20 protein-coding genes are annotated in these 25,157 nt (G+C 53.5%); 5 read left to right on the forward strand and 15 right to left on the reverse strand.

Going from position 1 to position 25,157, the window contains the following annotated elements; genetic code table 11:
- The 5 genes from HV477_RS22225 to torC all read right to left on the reverse strand — a co-directional run.
- On the reverse strand, positions 1-141 hold a 141-nt coding region (locus HV477_RS22225), incomplete at its 3' end, for an ATP-binding cassette domain-containing protein (protein WP_133308259.1).
- A 5-nt stretch (positions 142-146) separates the two neighbouring features.
- A complete protein-coding gene (locus HV477_RS22230; protein ID WP_000724476.1) occupies positions 147-1,547 on the reverse strand; it encodes a cytochrome-c peroxidase in 1,401 nt (466 codons plus the stop codon).
- Between the two features lie 189 nt (positions 1,548-1,736).
- Complete coding sequence (gene torD, locus HV477_RS22235) at positions 1,737-2,369, reverse strand: molecular chaperone TorD (protein WP_000595421.1); 633 nt, start codon at positions 2,367-2,369, stop codon at positions 1,737-1,739.
- Positions 2,362-4,914 (reverse strand): trimethylamine-N-oxide reductase TorA, encoded by a 2,553-nt coding sequence (gene torA / locus HV477_RS22240; RefSeq protein WP_079899299.1) that lies wholly within the window; start codon positions 4,912-4,914, stop codon positions 2,362-2,364. The genes torD and torA overlap by 8 nt, the downstream gene beginning before the upstream one ends.
- The gene (torC, locus tag HV477_RS22245; RefSeq protein WP_001230254.1) at positions 4,904-6,088 is read right to left on the reverse strand and encodes a pentaheme c-type cytochrome TorC; all 1,185 of its coding nucleotides are present in this window, start codon (positions 6,086-6,088) and stop codon (positions 4,904-4,906) included. The genes torA and torC overlap by 11 nt, the downstream gene beginning before the upstream one ends.
- Positions 6,089-6,217: 129 nt before the next feature.
- Here torC and torR point away from each other — a divergent pair, with 129 nt between their 5' ends.
- Complete coding sequence (torR, locus tag HV477_RS22250; protein WP_001562512.1) at positions 6,218-6,910, forward strand: two-component system response regulator TorR; 693 nt, start codon at positions 6,218-6,220, stop codon at positions 6,908-6,910.
- Here the strand turns inward: torR and torT are convergent.
- Entirely contained in the window at positions 6,883-7,923 is a 1,041-nt protein-coding gene (gene torT / locus HV477_RS22255) for a TMAO reductase system periplasmic protein TorT (protein WP_001202044.1), read from the reverse strand. The genes torR and torT overlap by 28 nt on opposite strands.
- 79 nt (positions 7,924-8,002) lie before the next feature.
- Here torT and torS point away from each other — a divergent pair, with 79 nt between their 5' ends.
- Positions 8,003-10,738 (forward strand): TMAO reductase system sensor histidine kinase/response regulator TorS, encoded by a 2,736-nt coding sequence (gene torS / locus HV477_RS22260; protein WP_079899298.1) that lies wholly within the window; start codon positions 8,003-8,005, stop codon positions 10,736-10,738.
- Between the two features lie 25 nt (positions 10,739-10,763).
- Here torS and HV477_RS22265 read toward each other — a convergent pair whose 3' ends face one another.
- The 6 genes from HV477_RS22265 to yidA all read right to left on the reverse strand — a co-directional run bounded on the left by HV477_RS22265 (position 10,764) and on the right by yidA (position 16,602).
- Entirely contained in the window at positions 10,764-12,101 is a 1,338-nt protein-coding gene (locus HV477_RS22265; protein ID WP_175065397.1) for an MFS transporter, read from the reverse strand.
- Between the two features lie 84 nt (positions 12,102-12,185).
- On the reverse strand, positions 12,186-13,334 hold the full coding sequence (gene dgoD, locus HV477_RS22270) for a galactonate dehydratase (protein WP_000704736.1): 1,149 nt from the start codon (positions 13,332-13,334) through the stop codon (positions 12,186-12,188).
- Positions 13,331-13,948, reverse strand: a complete 618-nt coding sequence (locus tag HV477_RS22275) for a 2-dehydro-3-deoxy-6-phosphogalactonate aldolase (RefSeq protein ID WP_001198742.1) — start codon at positions 13,946-13,948, stop codon at positions 13,331-13,333. The genes dgoD and HV477_RS22275 overlap by 4 nt, the downstream gene beginning before the upstream one ends.
- Positions 13,932-14,810: a 2-dehydro-3-deoxygalactonokinase gene (locus HV477_RS22280; protein ID WP_000127130.1), complete on the reverse strand. Its 879-nt coding sequence runs from the start codon at positions 14,808-14,810 to the stop codon at positions 13,932-13,934. The genes HV477_RS22275 and HV477_RS22280 overlap by 17 nt, the downstream gene beginning before the upstream one ends.
- Complete coding sequence (gene dgoR / locus HV477_RS22285) at positions 14,807-15,496, reverse strand: D-galactonate utilization transcriptional regulator DgoR (protein WP_000174317.1); 690 nt, start codon at positions 15,494-15,496, stop codon at positions 14,807-14,809. Before dgoR ends, HV477_RS22280 begins: the two co-directional genes overlap by 4 nt.
- Positions 15,497-15,756: 260 nt before the next feature.
- Positions 15,757-16,602 (reverse strand): sugar-phosphatase, encoded by an 846-nt coding sequence (yidA, locus tag HV477_RS22290; RefSeq protein ID WP_000985570.1) that lies wholly within the window; start codon positions 16,600-16,602, stop codon positions 15,757-15,759.
- A gap of 288 nt (positions 16,603-16,890) precedes the next feature.
- Between yidA and HV477_RS22295 the strand changes: the two genes are divergently transcribed.
- The 3 genes from HV477_RS22295 (at position 16,891) to HV477_RS22305 (ending at position 20,383) form a co-directional block, all read left to right on the forward strand.
- On the forward strand, positions 16,891-18,153 hold the full coding sequence (locus HV477_RS22295; RefSeq protein ID WP_000061246.1) for an MFS transporter: 1,263 nt from the start codon (positions 16,891-16,893) through the stop codon (positions 18,151-18,153).
- A gap of 13 nt (positions 18,154-18,166) precedes the next feature.
- Positions 18,167-19,360, forward strand: a complete 1,194-nt coding sequence (locus tag HV477_RS22300) for a mandelate racemase/muconate lactonizing enzyme family protein (protein ID WP_000975829.1) — start codon at positions 18,167-18,169, stop codon at positions 19,358-19,360.
- A gap of 114 nt (positions 19,361-19,474) precedes the next feature.
- Positions 19,475-20,383 carry a LysR family transcriptional regulator gene (locus HV477_RS22305; RefSeq protein ID WP_079899297.1) on the forward strand — a complete coding sequence of 303 codons (909 nt, stop codon included), beginning with the start codon at positions 19,475-19,477 and terminating at the stop codon, positions 20,381-20,383.
- 6 nt (positions 20,384-20,389) lie between these two features.
- On the opposite strand, the gene gyrB is transcribed toward HV477_RS22305, so the two are convergent.
- From gyrB to dnaN, 3 genes are all read right to left on the reverse strand, one after another.
- A complete protein-coding gene (gyrB, locus tag HV477_RS22310) occupies positions 20,390-22,804 on the reverse strand; it encodes a DNA topoisomerase (ATP-hydrolyzing) subunit B (RefSeq protein ID WP_000072047.1) in 2,415 nt (804 codons plus the stop codon).
- Between the two features lie 28 nt (positions 22,805-22,832).
- Positions 22,833-23,906 carry a DNA replication/repair protein RecF gene (gene recF, locus HV477_RS22315; protein WP_079899296.1) on the reverse strand — a complete coding sequence of 358 codons (1,074 nt, stop codon included), beginning with the start codon at positions 23,904-23,906 and terminating at the stop codon, positions 22,833-22,835.
- Positions 23,907-24,053: 147 nt separating this feature from the next.
- Complete coding sequence (gene dnaN / locus HV477_RS22320; RefSeq protein WP_000673474.1) at positions 24,054-25,154, reverse strand: DNA polymerase III subunit beta; 1,101 nt, start codon at positions 25,152-25,154, stop codon at positions 24,054-24,056.
- Between the last annotated feature and the right edge of the window lie 3 nt (positions 25,155-25,157).

The raw sequence follows: 25,157 nt of genomic DNA on the forward strand, positions 1-25,157 counted from the left end.
CAGCAGGCGCAGCAGGGTGGTTTTTCCGGCGCCGTTGCCGCCGGTGACCTGCACCCACTCCCCGGCGTCCACGGTGAACGACAGCCCGCGAAACAGCGTCCTCTCGTCCCGTTCGCAGTGCAGATCTCTGGCTTCAAGCATCATTGTCATTGCGCATATTCAGGTTGATATGGCGTATAAACACCGGTCAGGCTTTCCAGGAAGGCGACGATATCGTCAATATCGTTTTGCGGCAGATCGGTGCCAACCTGGTAACGCAGCATCAGTTTTACCGCGCCATCCAGCGTCGGTACGTCGCCCCGATGGAAATAAGGCGCTGTTAACGCGACGTTGCGTAAGCCCGGGACCTTTTGCCGTAATTTATCGCGAACCTCTTTGGTGACGTTCATACGACCAATATCCGCTGCGGTAATTTCGCCAAAATTAAAGTCTCGCTTTAATCCCAATGGTTCAAAAGAGCGCCCGCCTAAAATGATACCGCCGTGACAGGTTGCACATTTATTTTCTTTAAATAATTGATAACCGTGTTTCTGTTGCGCGGTCAGCGCATTTTCATCTCCACGTAGCCATTTATCAAAGGCGGAGTCCGGCGTTATCAACGTTTTTTCAAATTCGGCGATCGCATCAGTAATATTTTCCCCGGTAAATCCTTGCGGATAAACCGCCTGGAAATCTTTTTTCAGGACAGGATCTTTATCAAGCTTGCTAATAATTTCATCCCAGGATTTAGAGGCCATTTCAATAGGATTTAACGGTGGTCCGCCTGCTTGCTCCTGCAGGGTTGCAGCACGACCATCCCAAAATTGTTCGATATTAAATACTGAGTTGAATACCGTCGGCGCATTTATTGGTCCTACCGCGCCGCCAACGCCAATTGAGGTTTTTCTGCCATCGACACCGCCCGCATTTAACGCGTGACAATGCGCACAGGATATTGTGCTGTCGCCGGATAAACGTTCATCATGATAAAGCCGGAAACCTAAGTCGACTTTTTTCGCATCGACGGGAATATTGCGCGGAATAGGCTGAACGGGTTCATTCCGGTGCGCGGGGTCGGTATCGGCGCTGGCATAGTTGCGCTCACGCTGATCGGCTATCCAGTTCAGGATGTCAGTACGCTCTTTATCGCTGACGCCCCCCGCCCAGTGCAGCGCGACATAGCGGGTTGGCGGCATAGTCTGATGTTGCATAACCCATTCAATTTTATTCAGTTCGCTTTGCGGCACCGGCGTATCCGCAATCAGGGCGGCCCGTACCGCCTCCAGGTTAAACGACTTGTAACCGAGCTGGATATCGTAATCCATTAGCTGCTTTGCCACCGGAAAAGAGGAATAAAAAGGCAATTCAGCGGAAGGCGTATGACAATAATCACATCCTTTCTCCCTGAAATAACCCAGTATTTTATTATTTTCACCCACAACCGAGGCCTGCACATCGCTTTTTTTACTGCGCTGTTTGTCGTAATACCATACATACCCGGACAAACCTAAATAACATAACAGCCCAACGGTGATAACCGTTGTCGCATAGAGGGTAATTTTTTTCATATCACTATCCTTATGGGGTATTGCGGCATGATTAATTAAATTTTATTTTTTTACTCATGAGGCCCGTCAATACTAAATACAAACCCATCATGGATATTGATTGGTATCAATAATTACAATTGGCTAAACCTATAGATATGATAACCCCCGACTATCGTAAGATTTATTTTGCGATGTCCGTCACAGGGTTTATTCAGCAGCAACAATGGATAAATCCTCTTTTCCGTCATCAAAACGAACGATAGCCAACAATAATTGACTTAACGCAGCATAAAAGCCATAGGGATCATGCTTAAGGCAATTATTTGTAAATTCCGGAAGCCATTCCAGTAATGACGACAATGTTTTCTGGCGTAATTTATTCATTCTCCGTTGTTGGAACGATTCACCCAATGAAAAATGTAAATGGCTGAGTAATTCCAGATAAATCGCCAGGTGGTCGGTCGGCTCTTTAAAATCGTCGTTGACTTCCATCCCGGCTTCAAGCAATAAATGTTTAATCATGCCGGGTTCCTGCTGCGGGTATTGCGAGGCGTAGGGCAACGCCGATTTTTTATCCGTCATCAGGAACAATCCGCAAAAATCTGCGGCCAGCTCCAGCTGCGCATCCTGGCGCAGGCTAAGTGCGGCAATTTTTTGTTCGAGTAACGCCACCGACGCCGCCAGCGCGGGCTGACGCTTTAACAGCGCCAGCCAGTCCGCGATCTCCGCGGACTGTAATTGTATTAACCCTTCATCATCCACTTCCCGGAAAAAGAGTAACGCCAGCCATGCATATACGCAGGCGTACTGTTCCTGAGCAAGCGCTGGCTGCTTAATCATGCGGATTCCCCTGCGATGCGGGTACATATTCACACTGCGCGACCATCTCGACCGGACCGTTAAACGCCGTGACGTTATCCATAGGGCCGGTATATTTTTCAATTTCCACCAGCGTCGTATGCGCGCTGGTCGCCTGCGCGAGCTGTGATGTACCGATATCCAGCGTTAATACGTTAGGGTTGCCGTACTTACATAACGCGTTGAGATCGCCGCCTTTATCAGGATCGTACCAGGCGCCTTCATGAATTCGCGCCACGCCCGGCGCATAGCGATCGGAAACTACCGCTCCCGCCAGTACCTGCCCGCGTGCATTGAATACCCGCACGATGTCACCGTTGCGGATCCCGCGCGCGCTGGCATCCTGTGGGTTAATAAAGACCGGCTCCTTGCCGCCAACGGCATATTGCTGACGCAGCGTTTCCGACTCGCACAGTTGGGAATGCAGACGGAAATCAGGGTGGACGGATTGTAAGTGCAGCGGCCAGCGCTGCGATCCCGGCCCGCCATGCGAGCGTTCGATTTTTTCGAACCACATGGGATGGCCCTGACAATCGTCGTATTGCATGTCGGCGATGGTTTTGGAGTAAATCTCGATCAAACCGCTTGGCGTGCCCAACGGCTCCAGGTCCGGATCTTCACGGAAAGCCTGATGGCGTACAAACATCTGCGGATGATCAAACTCGATGTACTCCTGTTGATTCCAGAACACCTCGAAAGTCGGTAAGTGGATACCGCGACCTTTTCCCTGCTGGCTCCCTTCCTGCCAGATGCGTTTCAGCCAGCCCATTTCATCAAGGCCTTCCGTAAATGCCGCTTCACGGTTAAAGCGTCGGCAGAGATCGCGGAAAATATCAAAGTCGTTACGCGCTTCAAACTGCGGCGACACCACCTGTTTCATGGCGATAATGCCGCGGTTAGAGTGGTTGCCGAACTGATCGAGGTCGTTACGCTCAAATTGGGTGGTAGCCGGCAAAACGATATCCGCAAAGCGGCAGGTCGACGTCCACTGGTTATCAATAGCGATGACCGTTTCCAGCTTGCGCCAGCCTTCAATTATGCGGTTAATTTGTTGGTGTCGGTGGAACGGGTTAGTCCCGGCGAACACGCACATCTTCAGCGGCGGTAATTTAACCGATTTGCCGTTCCAGTTAATGACCTTGCCCGGTTCAAGAATGGCATCCATAAAACGCGCAATAGGAATGGTGCTGCTGTAGCCTTTGTAATCCGTGCTGTCGTGCACTGGCGGAACGGTCGTCGAACCGGAAAAGCCGCTTAAAATGATCCCTTTACGGCCAGGCGTCCCGGCGCCGTTGTAATGCCAGCCAAAACCAAAGCCGCCGCCCGGTAAACCAATCTGTCCCAGCATTGCCGCCAGCACGACGACCATCCATGACCACTGTTCGCCATGCTGCATACGTTGTACGCACCAGCCAGCGATGATTTGCGTTCTGTCGCCCGCCATCTGCCGCGCCAACGCGCGGATGGTGTCGGCGTCAATACCGCACAGTTTTTCCGCCCAGGCGGCATCTTTGGGCTGTCCATCTTTCTCGCCCAGCAAATAGGGGAGGAACTGGTCAAAACCGACGCAGTAGTTATCGAGGAAATTTTTATCGTACAGTTTCTCGCTGTACAGGGTATGCGCCAGCGCCAGTTGTAACGGGACATCCGTCTGCGGGTTAATGGCGATATGTTTGACCTTATCGCGCCCCAGATAATCGTGCGTGGAGGTGACGACCGGGTCGATGCTGATGACCGAGATAGCGCCGCTGGCAACCTTCTCTTTTAATTGTTCATAGTACTGATAGACATCGTGATCCGGGCACCACCAGTTTGCCTGCTGGTTTTTCACCATATCAGAACCCCATAGCACAATCGTTTTACTGTTCTGTAAAACCAGAGGCCATGACGTTTGCTGCTCGTACACTTCCATTGAACCCACCACGCGCGGCAGAATCACCTGCGCCGCGCCGGTCGAATAGTCCCCTCCCGTGCTAACGCTATTGCCATGTAGCGCAATCGCGCGCGCCAGCATCCCGGAGGCGTTATGGAACATGCCGGTAGATTGCCAACCGCTCGCCGTCAGTAGCGCGCTCGGCCCGTAGGTTTTTTGCACCCGCTCCAGTTCCTGATAGAACAGATCCAGCGCTTCATCCCAGGAGACGCGCACAAAACGATTATCGCCGCGCTGCGAGGTGTCGCTTTGATGACCTTTGCGCATCCAGTCGACACGCACCATCGGATAACGGATACGCGCCGCGTTGTGGACGTGATCGGGCAGACCGGCGATCATTTTGGACGGGTATTTATCCTGTTCAAACGGTTTTGCCGCCACAAATCGACCGTCAACCACCGTGGCGCGAATCGCCCCCCAGTGAGAACCGGTCAGGATACCCTCTTTCGTCGCGGCGCCTGGCGCAGCGGCATCCGCTGCGCGGGCGCTACGGGGCGTCAGCAGTGACGGCCCCAGCATTCCTGCCACCGTCAAACCGCCAAGCTGCGCCAGAAAACGTCGACGAGAGACGTGTAGCGTGTCCTTATTTTTCATTGTGTTCTCCCTTATCGCTGTGCGGCGTGTTGGTGGTATCAGACGCATTCATCTGGAGATATTTCAACAAGGTACGTTCTTCACGCTTATCCAGACTGGTGAAACCGATCATGCCGTTGAGCGTGCCGATCCAGCCGTTAGCGTCAAAGTGCGCTTTGTCCGGCGCGCCGTGACACTGATTACAGGTGCCGTTATAGAGGGAGTCGGCATAGGCCCAAATCGGTTTAATGTCATTTACCATGTCACCTTTTTGCATCCACGCGGTTGCCTGTAATTTGCTCCACTGAGTATTGGTCGCCGCGACGGTGGTCTCTTCCAGCGTTTTCACATGCTGTTGCACATCGCCGCGAATCGAGGCGACAAAAATACGTTTACCGGGCAGCTGCGTCAGCACGCGCTGGCGACCGTCCGTCTCCGTCCAGCCTTCGATTTGCACTTGCAGCCAGTCACCGTCCCGTTTAAGGACTTTCACTTCAGAAGCAGGTAACAGCGAACCTGCCGGTTCTTTATCGCCTTTAGCGGCGTAAATCGGCTTGATATCCAGCGAATAGAGCGTATCGCCGTCATTATGCGTACTGGCGCTGGCGCGCAGTTCATCAAACTGTTTGCGGAATCCGCTGCTCATATCCGGTAGCTGGTGGGCAATCCCTTTATGACAGTCGATGCAGGACTGATTTTCTTTCGCGGCGATTTTCATTTGCCGCGCCGCTTCCGGGTTCTGTTTCGCGTGATCCATCGCATCGTAGTTATGGCAGGAACGACAGGTCGCGGAGTTATTCTCTTTCATGCGCGCCCATTCACGCTCGGCAAGCTCGGCGCGTTTGGCTTCAAATTTTTCCGGGGTATCAATCGAGTGGGCGATAAATGTCTGGTAAAGATCGTTGCTGGCTTCCAGCTTACGTTTCACCATGCCTGGAATATCAGGGGGGATATGGCAATCGTGGCATTCCGCGCGTACGCCGGAAGCGTTCTGGAAATGTACGGACTGTTTATATTCCTGATACACCGGCTGCATACTATGGCAGCTGACGCAAAACTCTGTTGTACTGGTCAGTTTGATACCGACGTGAGGTAACACGATCAGCGCAACGCCGATCACAATCCCGACAATGACCAGCGCCAGTATCGACCAACGGGCGCTTGGCCTGAGTAGCGCTCTCCAGAGTTTTCGCATAATAGCCCCTGTAATTATATGGTTTAATGCGCAGATCTTATTCCGCAAATATGAACAGCGTCACTGGTCAGGATGAACGGGATACGGCAATATATGAACAGATATGAACAGAAAGAGACCGCGCGCAGGATGTCACATCACATTGTTATTGTTGAGGATGAACCTGTTACTCAGGCCAGATTACAGGCCTATTTTGAGCAGGAGGGATATCGCGTTTCGGTGACCGACAGCGGCGCGGGCCTGCGCGACATCATGGAGCATGAGCACGTTTCGCTGATCCTGCTGGATATCAACCTCCCCGACGAAAACGGGTTGATGCTGACCAGGGCGCTACGCGAACGTTCCACGGTGGGCATTATTCTGGTGACGGGGCGTTGCGACCAAATCGACCGCATCGTCGGACTGGAGATGGGCGCGGACGACTACGTCACCAAGCCGCTGGAACTGCGCGAGCTGGTAGTGCGGGTAAAAAATCTTTTGTGGCGTATCGATCTGGCCCGCCCCACGCCGCAAAATGCCAGTGAAAACTGCTATATGTTTTCCGGCTACTGCCTGAACGTGATGAATCACACGCTGGAGCATAACGGTGAAGCCATTAAGCTTACGCGCGCGGAGTACGAGCTGCTGCTGGCCTTTGTGACCAACCCAGGCAAAGTGCTGCATCGTGAACGCCTGCTGCGAATGCTTTCCGCCCGCCGCGTAGAGACTCCGGATCTCCGCACGATTGATGTCCTGGTTCGCCGCTTACGCCATAAAATTACGCCGGAACTGCTGGTCACACAGCATGGCGAAGGCTACTTTTTAGCCTCGGAGGTGTATTGATACAGATAGACGGGCCGAAATCCCGGAGGCGATAGCGAACGGCGAACGCGCGCGCTGTCGGCGTTGTTATGCGTCAAAATAAGCACCGGCGGGCTGATATTTTCAGGCACCGGTTGCCCCTGTAAGACCTTAATCGACTGCGTTATCGCTAATTCTCCCTGCCAGGCCATCTGATCGCTGAGCGCCATCAGGATATGGCCGCGTTTTAAACCGCGATAAACCTGATGCGTCAGATAAAATGAGACGATCGTGAGCGGAGTCGTCAAATTTCGCCCTTCGCCCATCGCCGCCTCCGCCGCTATCGCCGACCCGGCGACCACATTGGCGTCCGGATGGCGTTCCAGCATTTCCTGGAGTAAGTTTCGCTGCACTTCAATGTCGTTATCGCCCCAGGCGATATCCACAATGTTGATGGCGCTGCCTTTAATTGCCTGACGAAAACCCGCCACCATCTCCTGACTGCCGCCGGCTTCTTCCGGCCCCGGGAAGAGTAAAACGTTAAGCGTTTTTCCTTTGCGCCACTGCACCAGGAAACGTCCCGGCAGATACCCCATCTGAAACCACGGCAGACCAATGCGGGTTGCGACGCTGGCATCGTGAATCATGTTCACCAGTTCAATAACCGGCACATTACCGGCATACCGTTCCAGTTCCGGGAAACGATCGGTACTGCTGCCAAGCAGAATAGCGTCGGCGCCCCACTCCCGGCACTGCGTCATTTGCTGTTGTTGCGTCGCCAGTTGCCGATAGCCATTCGCTTCCAGCACTTTTAAATCAACGCCATACAATTTGGCCGCTTTTTGCATCCCGTAGTTGACGGACAACCAGTAAGAATCTTTCAGGCTGGGGTATAATGCGCACAGTTTCCAGGGTTTACTCGCATTGACTGACGTTTGCCGCCAGGGAATCGCCCGATCGGCGCGCGTCCAGTGTAGCAGTCCGGTTTCGGCTGACGCCGTTTCTACATTCGAGACGATGATTATCAAAAAAAAGAACGAAATAAGCGCGCGCATGATAGCCCCACCAGCAACAAGGTTTTATCCTAATGGTTTTTCCGGCGGCAACTCAACCCATTTCACCCGCGGCGCATAAATGTCAACGCCTTCACTGACCCGCAGATTATGGCTGGCCTTCGCCCTGATGGCGGCACTCACCCTGCTCAGCACCGTGATCGGCTGGATAAGCCTGCGCGTCATTAGTCAGGTGGAGCAAACCAATACGCAAGCGCTGCTCCCCACGATGAATATGGCCAGGCAGTTAAGCGAAGCCAGCGCTTATGAGCTCTTTTCCGCGCAAAATCTGACCAATGCCGACAGCGAGGGCGTTTGGCTGGCGCAGGGGAAGATGCTGAAAGCGCAAAGCCTTAAAATTAACCATCTTTTGCAGGCATTAAGCGAGCAGGGATTTAATACCTCGGCCATCGCCCGGCAAGAAAAAGAGATTGCGCAAACGCTTGGGCAGCAGGGAACGCTGGTCGGTGAAATTCTCACGCTGCGCGCACAGCAACAGCAGTTAAGCCGCCAGATTGCGGAGGCGGCGGAAAGCATTGCCGCCCAGGCTCACGGTCAGGCCAATAATGCAGCGACATCTGCGGGCGCCACCCAGGCCGGTATTTACGATCTTATCGAAAGCGGTAAAGGGGACCAGGCTGAACGCGCGCTTGACCGGCTGATTGATATCGACCTTGAGTATGTGAATCAGATGAATGAGTTGCGGGTCAATGCCCTGCGGTTTAAGCAACTCATTGTGACCTTAAAAGACGCGCAAGGGCTGAGCGATGCCGAGGAAACCGATGAAAAACTTAATCAGTTGGTTAAAATTTTATCCCGCCGCCAGCAGCGTATAGAAGATCCTACCGTTCGCGCCCAAATCGCCGACGCGCTGGAGAAAATAAATCAGTACACCACACTGGTTACCCTGTTTCGTAAGGAAAACGCCATCCGCGACCAGCTTCAAACGCTCATGGCCAATAACCTCTTTCAGTTTACCCGCTTCAGTACGGAAGTGTCGCAGTTGGTGAATGCCATCGAAAAACGAAACGAGGCTGGGTTAGCGCGTCTTACACACGCCAGTCAGCGTGGGCAAATAGGGTTAGTGATCTTAGGCATCCTGGCGCTGTGCTCATTAAGTTTTATTCTTTGGCGAGTGGTTTACCGTTCCGTATCCCGCCCGCTGGCGCAGCAAACGCAGGCCTTACAGCGGTTACTGGAGGGCGATATTGACTCACCGTTTCCGGAGGCGGCTGGCGTCAGCGAACTGGATACCATCAGCCGTCTGATGGAAGCGTTTCGCGCCAACGTGCGCAAATTAAACCGCCATCGTGAGGATTTGGCGGAACAGGTGCGTTCGCAAACGGCGGAGCTTCATGCGCTGGTGCTGGAACACCGGCAGGCGCGCGCCGAAGCGGAAAAGGCCAACGAGGCGAAATCGACGTTCCTTGCCGCCATGAGCCATGAAATTCGCACGCCGCTTTACGGCATTCTCGGTACGGTACAATTGCTGGCCGATAAACCGCTCATGGCAAACTACCGCGACGACTTACAGGCCATTAATGATTCAGGCGAATCGCTACTGGCGATTCTTAACGATATTCTTGATTACTCGGCGATTGAAGTAGGCGGCACCAACGTTTCTATTAGCGAGGAGCCGTTTGAACCGCGACAATTGTTGAATAGCGCGCTGCATTTAATGCACAGCCGCGTGCAGGTGGCGCTCATCGCCGACTTTAGCGAGCAACTCCCTTCCACGCTACAAGGCGATCCGCGCCGGATACGTCAAATTGTGATTAATCTTTTAAGTAATGCGGCGAAATTTACCGATCGCGGCAGCATAGTGCTGCGCACGTTTTGCGACGATCAGAGCTGGTTTATTGAGGTTGAAGATACCGGATGCGGTATCCCTGAAGCAAAGCTGACGGCTATTTTCAAACCGTTTGTGCAGGCGACTGGACGCCGGGGCGGGACGGGCCTGGGGCTGGCTATCAGCGCCAGCCTGGCAGAGGCGATGGGCGGGACGCTAACCGTCACCAGTACGCTTCATGTTGGCAGTTGTTTTCGTTTACAACTGCCGGTTTGCCACTCCAAACCCGCAAGTAAAAGTGCGTTCAGGGAACCGATAAATCTTAACGGACTACGCTTGTTGCTGATTGAAGATAATATGCTGACGCAGCGTATTACCGCTGAAATGCTCACGGGTAAAGGGGTGAAAGTCTCAGTAGCTGAAAGCGCGAATGACGCGCTACGCTGTTTAGCCGAAGGCGAGTCCTTTGATGTCGCGCTGGTGGATTTTGATTTACCGGATTATGACGGCTTAACCCTGGCGCAGCAGTTGATGAGCCTGTATCCCGCCATGAAACGCATTGGTTTTAGCGCGCATGTGATAGACGATAATCTTCGTCAGCGTACCGCCGGTCTTTTCTGCGGGATTATTCAAAAACCCGTTCCCCGCGAGGAGCTTTACCGCATGATAGCGCACTATTTACAGGGCAAATCTCACAACGCGCGGGTGATGTTGAATGAACATCAGCTTGCCGGCGATATGGCGTCTGTCGGCCCGGAAAAACTCCGGCAATGGGTCGCCTTATTCAAAGACAGCGCGCTGCCTTTAGTCGAGGAGATCGAGGCGGCGCGCGCCATGAATGACGACGTTAACATTAAGCGGCTGGCGCATAAATTAAAAAGCGGCTGCGCCAGCCTGGGGATGACGCAGGCAACCGAAGCCTGTCGGGAGCTGGAATTGCAACCGCTTAGCGATATAGATATTAAAACTATCGTGACGCAGGGAGTGACGGCGCTCGACGCATGGATAGCCGGTCATCCTTCGCCATAATAGCTTCCGGCTCGCCACGGCCAACTTATCCGACGCGTTTCACATCGCCCACTAACAGGATGTAAGACAGCGCACCCAGCAGGGCCACAACGGAGATATAGACCAGCGCCGGAGCAAAACCGTAGCTTTGCGCCAGATAACCAATCACTAACGGTACGCTAATCCCGCCCAACCCACCGATAAAGTTAAACATACCGCCGGTAAGGCCAATCAACCGCATCGGCGCAAGGAAAGAGATTAACGACCAGGTAATGGACGCAAATCCATTGCCGAAGAAAGCTATCGCCATCAATGCCATAATCCACAACGGATCGTTAGTGTAGTTAGCGCCCATAATGCACGTGGAGATGAGCAAACCGCAAATAATCGGCGTTTTGCGCGCCACGCCCAGCGAGAAGCCTTTTTTCACCAGTTTATCCGCCAGCCAGCCGGAGAGCAGTACGCCAAAAAAGGCAGCCAGGAACGGTACGGTCGTCATAAAGCCCGCTTTTAGCGCGGTAATGCCTTTTTCCTGGGTCAGATAATTAGGGAACCAGGTCAGAAAGAACCATAGCGTAGAGTTTACGGCGAACTGACCGAGGTAGACGCCCACCAGCTTACGATGGAACACCAGTTTCCAGTCGGCTTTCGTCAACGGCTGGCGGGCCTCTTTTTTCGCTGGCGCATCGCCATCCACCAGACCGCCGCCATCGCGAATATACTCCAGCTCCGCCTGGCTAAGGCTTTTCGTCAAACGCGGCGGTTGATAAACCTTAAACCAGACCAATGACCAGATAATCCCGATACCGCCGGTGACGATAAAGACCCAGTGCCAGCTCAGCATTTCCTGAATCCAGATCAGCAGCGGCGTAAGGAATGCCAGTCCGACGAACTGTCCGGAGGTGTAGAACCCGACTGCGGATGCGCGCTCATGCTCCGGAAACCAGCTAGTGACCATCCGGTTATTTGCCGGAAAGGCCGGCGCCTCGAAAATCCCGGTAATAGCGCGCAGGCCGATAAGCGACAATAGTCCCGTCGCAAACCCCTGCAATAGCGTCGCGACTGACCAGCCGAAGATAGCGATAAAATAGGTCAGCCGGGACCCAATACGGTCGAGAAACCAGCCGCCAGGGATCTGGCATAACGTATAGAGCCAGGCAAAAGCGGAGAAGACATAGCCCATTTCCGCTTTGGTAATGCCGAATTCTTTTTGAATATGCATGGAAGCCACGGCAAGGTTGGCGCGATCGACGTAGCAAATCACCACGGTAATAAAGATCATCACCAGCGTCAGATAGCGGCGACGCCCCGGCTGTGCTGCTGTAACTGAAATATCCATCGTCATCTGTCTCCAGATTCTGGGCATAGCGAGGCCGCTCACCATGCCCTGTAAATTACAGAGGGTGTGTTTTTATATTTAAATTGGGTTGCCCGGAGGGCGACGTTTGTTGAGCCTACTGCGTGGCGATCACCACTCGGCTACCGATCCGTCAGCGTGCCGCCACAACGGATTACGCCAGTCCGGCGCGCTTTTGCTAAGTTCAATCACCCTGGCCTCGTCAATGTCTACGCCAAGACCCGGTTTGGTTAAGGGTTTAAAGAAGCCGCCGTCCATGCTGAAGTCTTCTTTGTTTTTCACAAAGTCGAGTAGTTCCGCGCCCTTGTTATAGTGAATGCCCATGCTCTGCTCCTGGAATACCGCGTTGCGCGAAACAAAATCGATATGCAGGCAGGCAGCCAGGGCGATTGGACCCAGCGGGCAATGCGGCGCCAGCGCCACGTCATATGCTTCCGCCATTCCGGCGATTTTATAGCATTCGGTAATGCCGCCCGCGTGGGATAAATCCGGCTGTAGAATCCCCAACCCGCCCGCGTCCAGCACGCGTTTAAATTCAAAACGCGAGAACATACGCTCGCCTGCGGCAATCGGAATATGCGTTTGCGCCGCCAGGCGTGGATAATATTCCGCCTGTTCCGCCAGCACCGGCTCTTCAATAAACAGCGGGCGATAGGGTTCCAGTTCTTTAATCAGTACCTTCGCCATCGGCGCGCTAACGCGACCGTGGAAGTCGAGCCCAAACTCAATTTCACTGCCGAAAGCTTCACGGATTTGCGCCACGGTATTGACCGCCGCATCCACCGCACGGGAATTATCAATCACGCCCATCTCTTCACAGCCGTTCAGCTTGAAGGTGTCAAAACCAATACCGCGCAATTTTTCAATACCGTCAATGACGTCTGCCGGACGATCGCCACCCACCCAGCTATAGGCCTTGATTTTGTCGCGCACCAGGCCGCCCATGAGCTGCCAGACCGGCGCATTCAACACCTTGCCTTTGATATCCCACAATGCCTGGTCAATACCGGCGATGGCGCTCATCATAATCGGGCCGCCGCGATAAAAACCGGCCCGGTACATTACCTGCCACAGGTCGTTGATACGCGCCGGATCTTTCCCTATCAGGTAGTCGGCAAACTCATGTACTGCCGCCTCTACAGTACGTGCCCGACCTTCAATGACCGGCTCTCCCCAGCCAACCACGCCTTCATCCGTTTCGATTTTCAGGAACATCCAACGTGGAGGTAAACGGTACGTGGTGATGTGAGTTATTTTCATTTCACTGCCTCTCGATACGCATTAACAAATGCCGCAGCCTGCTGCGCGGTGCGTTCAACGGATTGCCCGGCGCGATAGAGATCGCTACCCAGTCCCGCGCCCACACAGCCTGCTTTAATCCATTGCGCCAGGTTTTCCGGCGTCACGCCGCCGACGGCAAATAGCGGAACATCCGGCGGAAGTACCGCTTTCAGCGCGCTGATGTAGCCCGGACCAAACGCCGACGACGGGAAAATTTTTAACGCCTGTGCGCCTGCATCCAGCGCAGAAAAGGCTTCCGTTGCCGTGGCGCAGCCCGGACACACGGTCATGCCATAGCTCACCGCCCGGCGGATCACCTCCGGTTGGATATTCGGCGTGACGATCAGCTTGCAGCCCATCCCGGCAAGCTGGTCTACCTGTTCCGGTTTCAGTACGGTACCAGCGCCAATAAGCGCCCTGCCGCCATACGCCTTCACCACGGAAGAAATGCTTTTTTCCCACTGTGGGGAGTTAAGCGGAATTTCTATAGCGTCAAATCCCGCATCCACCACCGCGCCAACGTGCGCCAGGGCATCATCGGGCGTAATACCGCGTAAGATAGCGATGAGAGGGAGATTAGTTTGCCACTGCATGAGCGATGCTCCTTATTCCAGCCTGAAATGCCATATCGCCATCCACGGTTGAAACATCACGCCCAATAGCACTAAACGCCTGTTGGTAACGTGAGATCAGCGCGGGTCCAGCGACGAGAGTGATAGCCTGTTGCGCCGCGAAGGATTCGCTCATGCTGGCGACTTCCGCGCCAATCAACAGGCCGGAGAGGAAGTCGCTGACCTGCTCACGCGCAAGATGCCCCAACACGTGCGAGGCGCGAACCTCAAAAAGAGAAGGCAGGACGGCAGGAGAATTAAGACCGCGCTCCAGCCCCGCGGCATAGGCGTCGCCAGAAGCTTCCTGTTCCGGCAAACCAGCCCCGACCAGCGAGTGACGCAGCAACAAGTGATGGAGTTCGCCTGTCATCACAGTACGAAAATCATGAATTTGTTGCGTATCAGTCTGTACCCATTTGCAATGCGTGCCGGGCATGACATAGACAGAAGAAGGAGAAAGTTCGCGGGCGCCAAGCAGTTGCGTCTCTTCGCCGCGCATCACGTTGTGGTTATCCTCGCGTGAGACACACAATCCGGGGATGATCCAGATGTTGTCGCCAACGGCGGTTAACTGTTCGCCAATAGCGGAGAACAGGGCGGGAACCGGCAGATAAGGCGCATTTTGCCAGCCTACGTTACTGCCGATCATGCCCGCCATTACCACGGGGGTGGCGCTGTCGCGCCAGTGTGTTGTGACTTCTGCTAACACCGCGTCAGGAGATTTACCGTTCAGGCGTGTAACGCCTGCTTCTGATTGCCTGCTCTCCAGGCATTTGTCGCCCTGGTAAAGCCAGGCGCGCAGATTGGTCGATCCCCAGTCAATTGCGATGTAGCGAGCTGTCATGTGATTTCCTTTAACCTTCGTGTCGAGCTGGCGATCATGGTTAATGCCGCCTGCTCTGCCGCATCGCCATCCTGATGCCGTATCGCATCGAATAGCGCCTTATGTTCCTGGAGCGTTTTCGGCATGTTGGCCGCATCGCCCATCCAGGTCCGTTCAAATACCGCTCGCTGTAGCGAGCTGATCGCTACATTTAACTGTTGCAGTACCGGGTTATGCACCGACTGCAACACTGCTTCGTGATAGCGAATATCCGCCTCGTTAAACGCTTCCCGGTCCTGGTTGTTGGCAATCATGTCGTTTAGCGCCGACTCAATTTCAGCCAGATCGCTTGATGTTGCCCGTTCCGCCGCCCAGCGTGCTATTGCTGGCTCCACCAGGTTTCGTATTTCGCTCATCGCGCTGATAAGCCTCGGGTCGTAGTCATTTTCCAGCACCCATTGCAGCACGTCGGTATCGAGATAATTCCACTGGTTACGCGGTGCGATAAACGCGCCGCGATAGCGCTTCATTTCAATTAGCCGCTTCGCCATAAGCGAACGAAACACTTCGCGAATGATGTTGCGCGACGTTTCAAACTCCTCGCACAGATCCGCTTCCGCTGGCAGCGCCGAACCGGGTACGTATTTACCGCTGACAATCTGTTTGCCCAGCGTGATAACGATGCGATCGGTTTTATTGAGAGTCATAGAGAGTCCTTGTGCTCGATGTGAACTCTCTTACTTTACCGCGATAGCTGAATTACGCCGCAATTTTGTAGTACTAGCGTGATATCAACCGTCGTTATCATGCCATTAATGTAGTACAACAGAATTATGTTGTACTACAATTTAGATCACAAAAACGACAATTGGTTATGAGAACGTTATAAGACGTAAACGAAAGACATAAAAAAACCCGCAGCAAGTGCGGGTCGTTAAGCGCGTATTTGCCCGATGGCGACTATGCCTTATCGGGCGGGAAAATGGCCGGATGAGTGATCGGGGTTCAGCACAAATTTTTCAATCGCCCAGGCAACACCATCTTCAAGGTTCGATTTAGTCACAAAGTTAGCCACCTCTTTGACCGACGGAATGGCGTTGTCCATTGCCACGCCCATGCCGGCGTATTCGATCATCGCAATGTCGTTTTCCTGATCGCCAATCGCCATCACCTCCTCTGGCTTAATACCCAGCGCCTCGGCCAGTGATTTTACGCCGGTGCCTTTATTAACCCGTTTATCGAGGATTTCAAGGAAGTACGGCGCACTTTTCAGCACGGTATACTTTTCCTTCACCTCTGCCGGTATACGCGCAATCGCTCGGTCGAGAACGGCAGGCTCATCGATCATCATAACTTTCAGGAACTGGGTGTTCGGGTCCATCTTCTCCGCTTCACAAAATACCAGCGGAATGGTCGCCACATACGACTCATGCACCGTGTAGTAGCTGATATCGCGGTTAGCGGTATAAAGCGTATTTCGGTCTAATGCGTGGAAGTGAGAACCCACCTCACGGGATAGTTTTTCCAGATAACGGTAGTCATCATAGCTGAGCGCTGTTTGCGCCACCGTACTGCCATCCCCTGCTTTCTGCACCAGCGCCCCGTTGTAGGTGATGCAGTAGTCGCCGGGTTGTTCCATATGAAGTTCTTTCAGATAGCTGTGCACACCCGCATACGGACGGCCTGTGGTCAGCACCACGTTTACCCCTTTTTCACGCGCAGCGGCAATCGCGTTTTTAACCGCCGGAGAAATGGTGTGATCGGGCAGCAAAAGGGTGCCATCCATGTCGATAGCAATGAGTTTAATAGCCATGAAATCCCCGCATTAAATGAGTCCTGACTCATGCTAACGCGATTCCGCTCAAAAAACAGCAAAAGAGTCAGGGATAAACGAGGCTAAAGAATAAGACAAACCTTCCTCTTTTGCTCAGTACAGAAGGCGAGTTTTGTGCAGTGAATACTCACATTTATTAGATAACCTCATTAATCAAACAGAAAATACCGTTTTTCTAATCTCATCGATATTGTTACCCTGGTCATAAATCACCCTATTGTAAAAATAAACAAAAATGATGTTAATTTAATTAAAGGAGATCGCCAAATGTCGATGGCCCTTACCGCCCCGCCTGGCAGGAAAAGATTTTTAATCGTTGCCTGTTTATTTATTGGAATATTCATTGCCTATCTCGACCGCGTTAATGTTTCGGTATTAGCCGCAAACGAACCCTTCTTAGCCTATATGGGTATTGAAGGTATGCCATTGCAAATTGGCATGATGATGACCGTTTTTCTGGCCGCTTATGGTATCGCTAATGTTGTATTATCACCACTTGGCGACTACCTTGGTCCGAGAAAAGCGATGATGCTTTGTATCCTAATCTGGACCATCGCCTTAATTATTGGCGGAGTTGCGACATCGTTTGCATTAATTATTATTTGCCGCATATTACTGGGTATCGGAGAGGGTTTTTATTATCCGCTGCAAAGCGTATTTATTAAAAACTGGTTTCCGAAGCAGGAGCGTGGCCGGGCAAACGCAGCGTGGATCGTCGGCCAGTCGGTCGCGCCCGCCATTGCGATGCCTTTTTTCACCTGGTGGATAGGCACCCACGGCTGGCGTTCCAACTTCTTTTTATGCGCCGCTCTCGGGTTAATTCCACTCTGGCTGCTATGGCGATATGTTGCTGATAAACCAGAACAACTTAAAGGTATCAGCGAGCAGGAACTGGCTTATATCAAAGCCGGGCAGGAAACGGAAAGCGCAAGCAGCAGCGAAAGTTTTATGTTGCGGGTAAAACCGGTGATTACCAACTATTGCTACTGGTTGCTGGTGCTGTGGTACCTGTGTCTGCAATGCCTGTACTGGGGGATGATTACCTGGCTGCCAACCTATCTTAAATCAGCCAGAGGATTTAGCTGGGCAGAAATGGGCTGGCTGGCGTCGCTGCCGTTTGTCTTGTCGATATTTTCCAAAGCCGCCGCGGGCGTCTTCGTCGATAAAATAGGACGCAGCGCCCCCATATTAATGGTGTTAATGTTTTTCGCCGGTATCAGTATCTATTTCGGCACAATAACCGAACACAAATATATGTCAGCGGTACTACTCTCTTTCGCCGTCGCTTTTTGCACGATGGGTACGCCTGTTGCGTGGACATTATTACAAGGGATGGTGTCCGGAAAATCTATTTCCGCCGCCAGCGGCGTAATGAACGGCGTCGCGAACGGCCTGTCATCATTATCACCAGTATTTATCGGTTTATTTATCTCTATTACAGGAACCTATACCGGCGGCTTATTATGTCTGGTTTTCATCAGCGCTATCGCCGTGGTATCTGCATTCGTTTTAACGATTAAAAAATATTAATCACAAGGAGTAAATGATGAAAATTACCAGCATTGATATTATTGATGTTGCTAATGATTTTGCGTCCGCCACCAGCAAATGGCGTCCGGTGGTGGTAAAAATTAATACCGACGAGGGCATTTCCGGTTTTGGCGAAGTCGGGCTGGCTTACGGCGTCGGCGCCTCTGCGGGCATCGGCATGGCAAAAGATTTAGCCGCCATTATCATCGGCATGGACCCGATGAATAACGAAGCTATCTGGGAAAAGATGCTCAAAAAAACCTTCTGGGGGCAGGGCGGCGGCGGCATTTTTTCCGCGGCGATGAGCGGCATCGATATCGCGCTGTGGGATATCAAAGGCAAAGCGTGGGGCGTACCGCTGTATAAAATGCTTGGCGGCAAAAGCCGCGAGAAAATCAGAACCTACGCCAGTCAGCTACAGTTTGGTTGGGGGGACGGCAGCGATAAAGATATGCTGACCGAGCCGGAGCAGTATGCACAGGCGGCGCTGACCGCCGTCAGCGAAGGCTATGACGCGATAAAAGTGGATACCGTCGCAATGGATCGCCACGGCAACTGGAACCAGCAAAACCTCAACGGGCCTCTCACCGATAAAATCCTGCGTCTGGGCTACGACCGTATGGCCGCCATTCGCGATGCAGTCGGCCCGGATGTGGATATCATCGCCGAAATGCATGCCTTTACGGATACCACCTCGGCGATTCAGTTTGGCCGCATGATCGAAGAACTGGGCATCTTCTACTACGAAGAGCCGGTCATGCCGTTGAACCCCGCGCAGATGAAGCAGGTTGCCGATAAGGTCAATATTCCACTGGCGGCTGGCGAACGCATTTACTGGCGCTGGGGATACCGTCCTTTCCTGGAAAACGGCAGCCTGAGCGTTATTCAGCCAGATATTTGCACCTGCGGCGGCATCACCGAAGTGAAGAAAATCTGCGATATGGCGCATGTTTATGACAAAACGGTGCAAATCCACGTTTGCGGCGGGCCGATTTCCACAGCAGTGGCGCTGCATATGGAAACCGCGATCCCGAACTTCGTCATCCACGAACTGCACCGGTATGCGCTGCTGGAGCCGAATACGCAAACCTGTAAGTACAACTACCTGCCGAAAAACGGCATGTACGAAGTCCCGGAGCTTCCCGGCATTGGCCAGGAACTGACCGAAGAAACCATGAAAAAATCACCAACCATCACCGTAAAATAAACTAACTGTCTGCCTGCGGCGCAGGCAGACCCCCTGTATTTGCGAGTCGTATCAACGCGACCTTATCCAGCCTGAGATAAAATCCTCTCAGTAGAGGGGTAACACAGGTGGCAAATGAATTTAACTATCCGGCAATTTCGCGCGTTTCTGGCCGTCGCGGATTTGCGTAGTTTTACCGCCGCCAGCAAATATCTTTGCATCACGCAGGGAGCTGTTAGCGGTTTAATCAACGAAATGGAAAGCCAGATGGAGGTTTCCCTTTTCGACCGCACTTCGCGCGTGGTGAAGCTATCGCCCGACGGCGAAAAGTTTTTACCCGCCGCCATACGGGTTGTTGAAGAGTTTCAACGGGCCGAAAATTATGCCCGCGACCTGAAAGAGATCAAAAAATCCCTGGTGCGGGTGGTCGGCGCGCCGCTGATCGCCTGTGCTTTTCTACCGCAAATTATCCACGCCTTTAAGCGGCAGCATCCGCATACCCATGTACAGTTAATCGATAAGCCTATGTCTCAACTGCAAAAAAGCATTATGCTGGGGGAAGCGGATTTCGGTATCGGCCCGGAGCGGCCGCTGGAACCAGAAATCGACAAACAAACCCTGTTTACAACGGAAATCGCCCTGTACTGCCATCCGGACTATCGGCTGCATAAAAAAACGGTGCGTTGGGAAGAGATTCAGAGCGAAGAGCTGATTGCCGTAGGCAACGAATCCATTCCGATGATCTCCGCGACCGCTGGCGTGCGCATTAAGCCCAAAATGACGGTGGAACATATGGCGACCGCCATGTCGCTGGCGGCGCAGTGTGAAGGCGTGGTGATCGCCGGAACCTTTTCCCGCCATTACGCCAAAAGCTACCAATTAGCGACCTGTTCGCTCACGCCTCCGCTGCGGCGCAATATGAACGTGTATTACCATGCGTGGCGCGCGCAAACGCCCGCCACGCAGCGCTTTAAAGAGTTTCTATTCAGATATATGGATGAACATCATGATGCCCCGGCCAGCCAGCGGCGGGCCGGGGATTAAGGCAGGTTAAATATCGATGTTCGCCGCTTTCAGGGCGTTCTCTTCGATAAAGGCACGACGCGGCTCAACGGCATCACCCATCAGCGTAGTGAACAGCTGGTCGGCAGCAATCGCATCTTTGACGGTCACACGCAGCATACGGCGGCTTTCCGGGTCCATGGTGGTTTCCCACAGCTGATCCGGGTTCATTTCACCCAGACCTTTATAACGCTGGATAGCCAGACCGCGACGTGATTCTTTCACCAGCCACTCCAGCGCCTGCTCGAAGCTGGTTACCGGCTGGCGACGCTCGCCGCGTTCGATAAACGCGTCCTCTTCAATCAGACCGCGCAGCTTCTCGCCCAGCGTGCAGATACGACGATATTCCGCGCCGGTCACAAACTCGTGATCCAACGGATAATCGGTATCCACGCCATGCGTACGCACGCGAACGATCGGCTCGAACAGATTCTGTTCCGTATTAGTATGAACATCGAACTTCCACTGACTGCCGTGCTGCTCTTTCTCGTTCAGCTCGGTAATCAGCGCATTCACCCAGCGCGTTACAGTCTGCTCATCAGAAAGATCGGCTTCGGTCAGAGTTGGCTGATACACCAGCTCTTTGAGCAGCGCTTTCGGGAAGCGACGCTCCATACGACCAATCATTTTCTGCGTGGCGTTATATTCAGAGACCAGTTTTTCTAACGCTTCGCCGGATAGCGCCGGCGCATGGGCGTTCGCGTGCAGAGTCGCACCGTCAAGCGCGATGGAAATCTGGTACTGATCCATCGCTTCGTCGTCTTTAATGTACTGTTCCTGCTTGCCTTTCTTGACTTTGTACAGCGGCGGCTGCGCAATGTAGACGTGGCCGCGCTCGACGATTTCCGGCATCTGACGATAGAAGAAGGTCAACAGCAGCGTACGGATGTGCGAGCCGTCGACGTCCGCATCGGTCATGATGATGATGCTGTGATAGCGCAGCTTGTCCGGGTTGTACTCGTCGCGACCGATACCGCAGCCCAGCGCGGTGATCAGCGTCGCCACTTCCTGAGAGGAGAGCATCTTGTCGAAGCGCGCTTTCTCGACGTTGAGGATTTTACCTTTCAGCGGCAGAATCGCCTGGTTCTTGCGGTTACGCCCCTGCTTCGCAGAGCCGCCCGCGGAGTCCCCTTCCACCAGGTAGAGTTCGGACAGCGCCGGGTCGCGTTCCTGGCAGTCCGCCAGTTTGCCCGGCAGACCGGCTAAATCCAGCGCGCCTTTACGACGGGTCATTTCACGGGCGCGACGCGCCGCTTCACGCGCACGCGCGGCGTCGATAATTTTGCCGACGACAATTTTCGCGTCAGATGGGTTTTCCAGCAGGTATTCGCTCAGCAGTTCGTTCATCTGCTGTTCCACCGCCGATTTCACCTCGGAAGAGACCAGCTTATCTTTGGTCTGTGAGGAGAATTTCGGATCCGGTACTTTTACGGAAACCACCGCAATCAGACCTTCACGGGCATCGTCGCCGGTGGCGCTGACTTTGGCTTTTTTGCTGTAGCCTTCTTTGTCCATGTAGGCGTTCAGCGTACGGGTCATCGCCGCACGGAAGCCTGCCAGGTGAGTACCGCCGTCGCGCTGCGGAATGTTGTTGGTAAAGCAGTAGATGTTTTCCTGGAAACCATCGTTCCACTGCAGCGCTACTTCGACGCCGATACCGTCTTTTTCGGTGGAGAAGTAGAAGATATTCGGGTGGATCGGCGTTTTGTTTTTGTTGAGATATTCAACAAACGCCTTGATGCCGCCTTCGTAGTGGAAATGATCTTCTTTGCCGTCACGCTTGTCGCGCAGACGGATGGAAACGCCAGAGTTCAGGAATGACAGTTCACGCAGGCGTTTCGCCAGGATCTCATATTCAAATTCAGTGACGTTAGTGAAGGTTTCGTGGCTCGGCCAGAAACGTACCATCGTGCCGGTTTTATCGGTATCGCCAGTGACGGCCAGGGGTGCCTGCGGCACGCCGTGCTCGTAGATCTGACGGTGAATTTTGCCATCTCGCTGGATAACCAGTTCCAGTTTTTGCGACAGAGCGTTGACTACCGAGACGCCCACGCCGTGCAGACCGCCGGAGACTTTATAGGAGTTATCGTCAAATTTACCGCCCGCGTGCAGAACGGTCATGATCACTTCCGCCGCCGAGACGCCTTCTTCCGGGTGAATACCGGTCGGAATGCCACGGCCATCATCCGTTACGGACACGGAGTTATCGGCGTGAATAGTCACGACGATATCTTTACAGTGACCCGCGAGCGCTTCGTCGATAGCGTTATCTACCACCTCGAATACCATGTGGTGCAGACCGGTGCCGTCATCCGTGTCGCCGATATACATACCCGGGCGCTTACGCACCGCATCCAGCCCTTTCAGGACTTTGATACTGGAGGAGTCATAAGAATTCGACATCAACGTTTCTCGCTCATTTAATCTTGGGTTAATCCGTTATTTTACCCTTTTCCACGGTAAACATCTTCGAATTTTCATCCGACATGTCTATAACGTGTTCAGCGCTAATTGCGCTGACAAAGACCTGCGATTGCGTGGCTTTTAAGCGGCTGGCCAGCAGTCCGCGACGCGCATCGTCAAGTTCAGAGGCAAAATCATCTATCAGGTACAGGCAGCGCTGCCCGCTTTCGCGGGTAAGGAACTCGCCCTGCGCCAGACGTAAGGCGCACATCAACAACTTTAGCTGACCGCGCGACAGGGTATCTTCCACCGGCGCGCCGTCAGCGCGAATGCGAAAGTCCGCTTTATGCGGCCCGTGCGCGGTGTAGGTCAACATACGGTCACGCTCAAAGCTTCGCTCCAGCACGTCCGCATAGTCTGTCTCTTTCTCCCAGCCGCGCTGGAAAGAGAACGTCAGGGAAAATTCAGGTAAAAACTGCTGACAGGTATCCGCCATGTCCTGTGCGATAGCGCTACTGTACTCCGCCCGCCAGGTACTAATTTGTTCCGCCAGCGGAATCAGCTCTTTATCCCACGGGCGCAATTGCTCATAACGACTCACCTGGCGCAGCGCGGCATTACGCTGTTTCAGCAATCGTTTCAGGTTGCTCCAGGCGGTGAAGAATCCGGCTTCGTTGTGAAAGCATCCCCAGTCAAGGAACGCTCTTCTGTATTTGGGGCCGCCGTTGAGTAAAGTAAACCCCTCCGGCGTAATCAACTGCATCGGCATTAAATGCGCCAGCTCCGCGATCTTGTGACCGTCGGTACCGTCGATACGGACCTTGCTGTCGCCCTGCTTATCTTTGGTTAAGCCAATCGACGTCTCACGCTCTTCGCCCTGTAATCGCCCGTGAAGAACAAACGCTTCCTGCTCATGACGAATCACGCGGCCAGGCTGCAAACTGCGAAACGCCCGACCATGGCCAAGCGTATAGATAGCTTCCAGCACGCTGGTTTTGCCGCTGCCGTTGGCGCCAACCAGGAAGTTAAAGCCGGGGGATAAAGCGAGATCCGCATTTTCTATGTTGCGGAAGTCTTTGATTAAAAGGCGCGTCAGTGACATATATTAGTACATTCGTCCAGGGGCGTGTGTGTCGCAGCCAGTTCGTCTACCGCCAGCGCGCAGAAAGCGGAGCGTACACGAAGTACGTGAGCATTTCGAGCACTGCCGGGAGGCGAAATGGCAAGTAAACCAGCCCCTTTTCAGATTCTACAGCCTCATTGGCATAACAACATAGGCAGCCGACTGTGACGCCGCATCCTCAATCTGTACGCTGGATACGGAATCCGTCAGCATAATGCGCACGGTTTCGCACTTCAGCGCATTGAGCACGTCCAGCACATAGCTAACGTTAAAGCCGATTTCCATCTCCGTCCCGCCGTAGCTCACGTCCAGAATCTCTTCCGCTTCTTCCTGCTCCGGGTTATTGGCGGTGATTTTGAGCTGATTCTCACTGACGTACAGACGCACGCCGCGGAATTTCTCATTCGAGAGGATTGCCGCGCGGGCAAACGCCTGCTTGAGGATATCGCAGCCCGCTTCCAGATGTTTATCCGGATTCTTCGGCAGAACGCGACGGTAATCCGGGAAGCGACCATCCACCAGCTTCGAGGTAAAGATAAAGTCGCCGACGTGCGCGCGGATATTATTACTGCCAATCTGCACGCGCAGCGGGTTTTCGCCGCCGTCGAGCATACGCATCAGTTCAATCACGCCTTTACGCGGCACAATCACCGAGTGGCTGGGTAAAGACGCCTCCAGCGGCATTGAGCACACCGCCAGACGGTGGCCGTCGGTCGCAACAGTGCGCAGTTCGCTGCCTTCCGTTTCAAACAGCATACCGTTTAAGTAGTAGCGCACATCCTGATGGGCCATCGAAAACTGGGTCGCTTCAATCAGGCGCTTCATCGTGGCCTGCGGCAGCGTAAATTCAACTTCGCTTTGCCAGTCGTCAAGATTCGGGAAATCGGCGGCAGGCAGCGTAGACAGCGAGAAGCGGCTACGACCAGAACGCACCAGCATCCGATCGCCTTCCAACTGAACGGCAATCTCCGCGCCCTCCGGCAGGCCGCGGCAGATATCAAAGAATTTCCGCGCCGGCACGGTAGTGGCGCCTGGCTCATGCGGCTGAGAAAGCGTAACGCGCGCGACCATCTCCATTTCAAGATCGGTGCCGGTCAGAGAAAGCGTACCGTCCGCTACCTGGAGGAGCAGGTTACCGAGAATCGGCAGCGTAGGACGACCGCCCAGCGGGCCGCTGACCTGCTGAAGCGGTTTTAATAAATGTTCACGTTCAACGGTAAATTTCATAGG

Source organism: Salmonella sp. SG203, from assembly GCF_013350575.1.
Classification (GTDB): Bacteria; Pseudomonadota; Gammaproteobacteria; order Enterobacterales; family Enterobacteriaceae; genus Salmonella; species Salmonella enterica.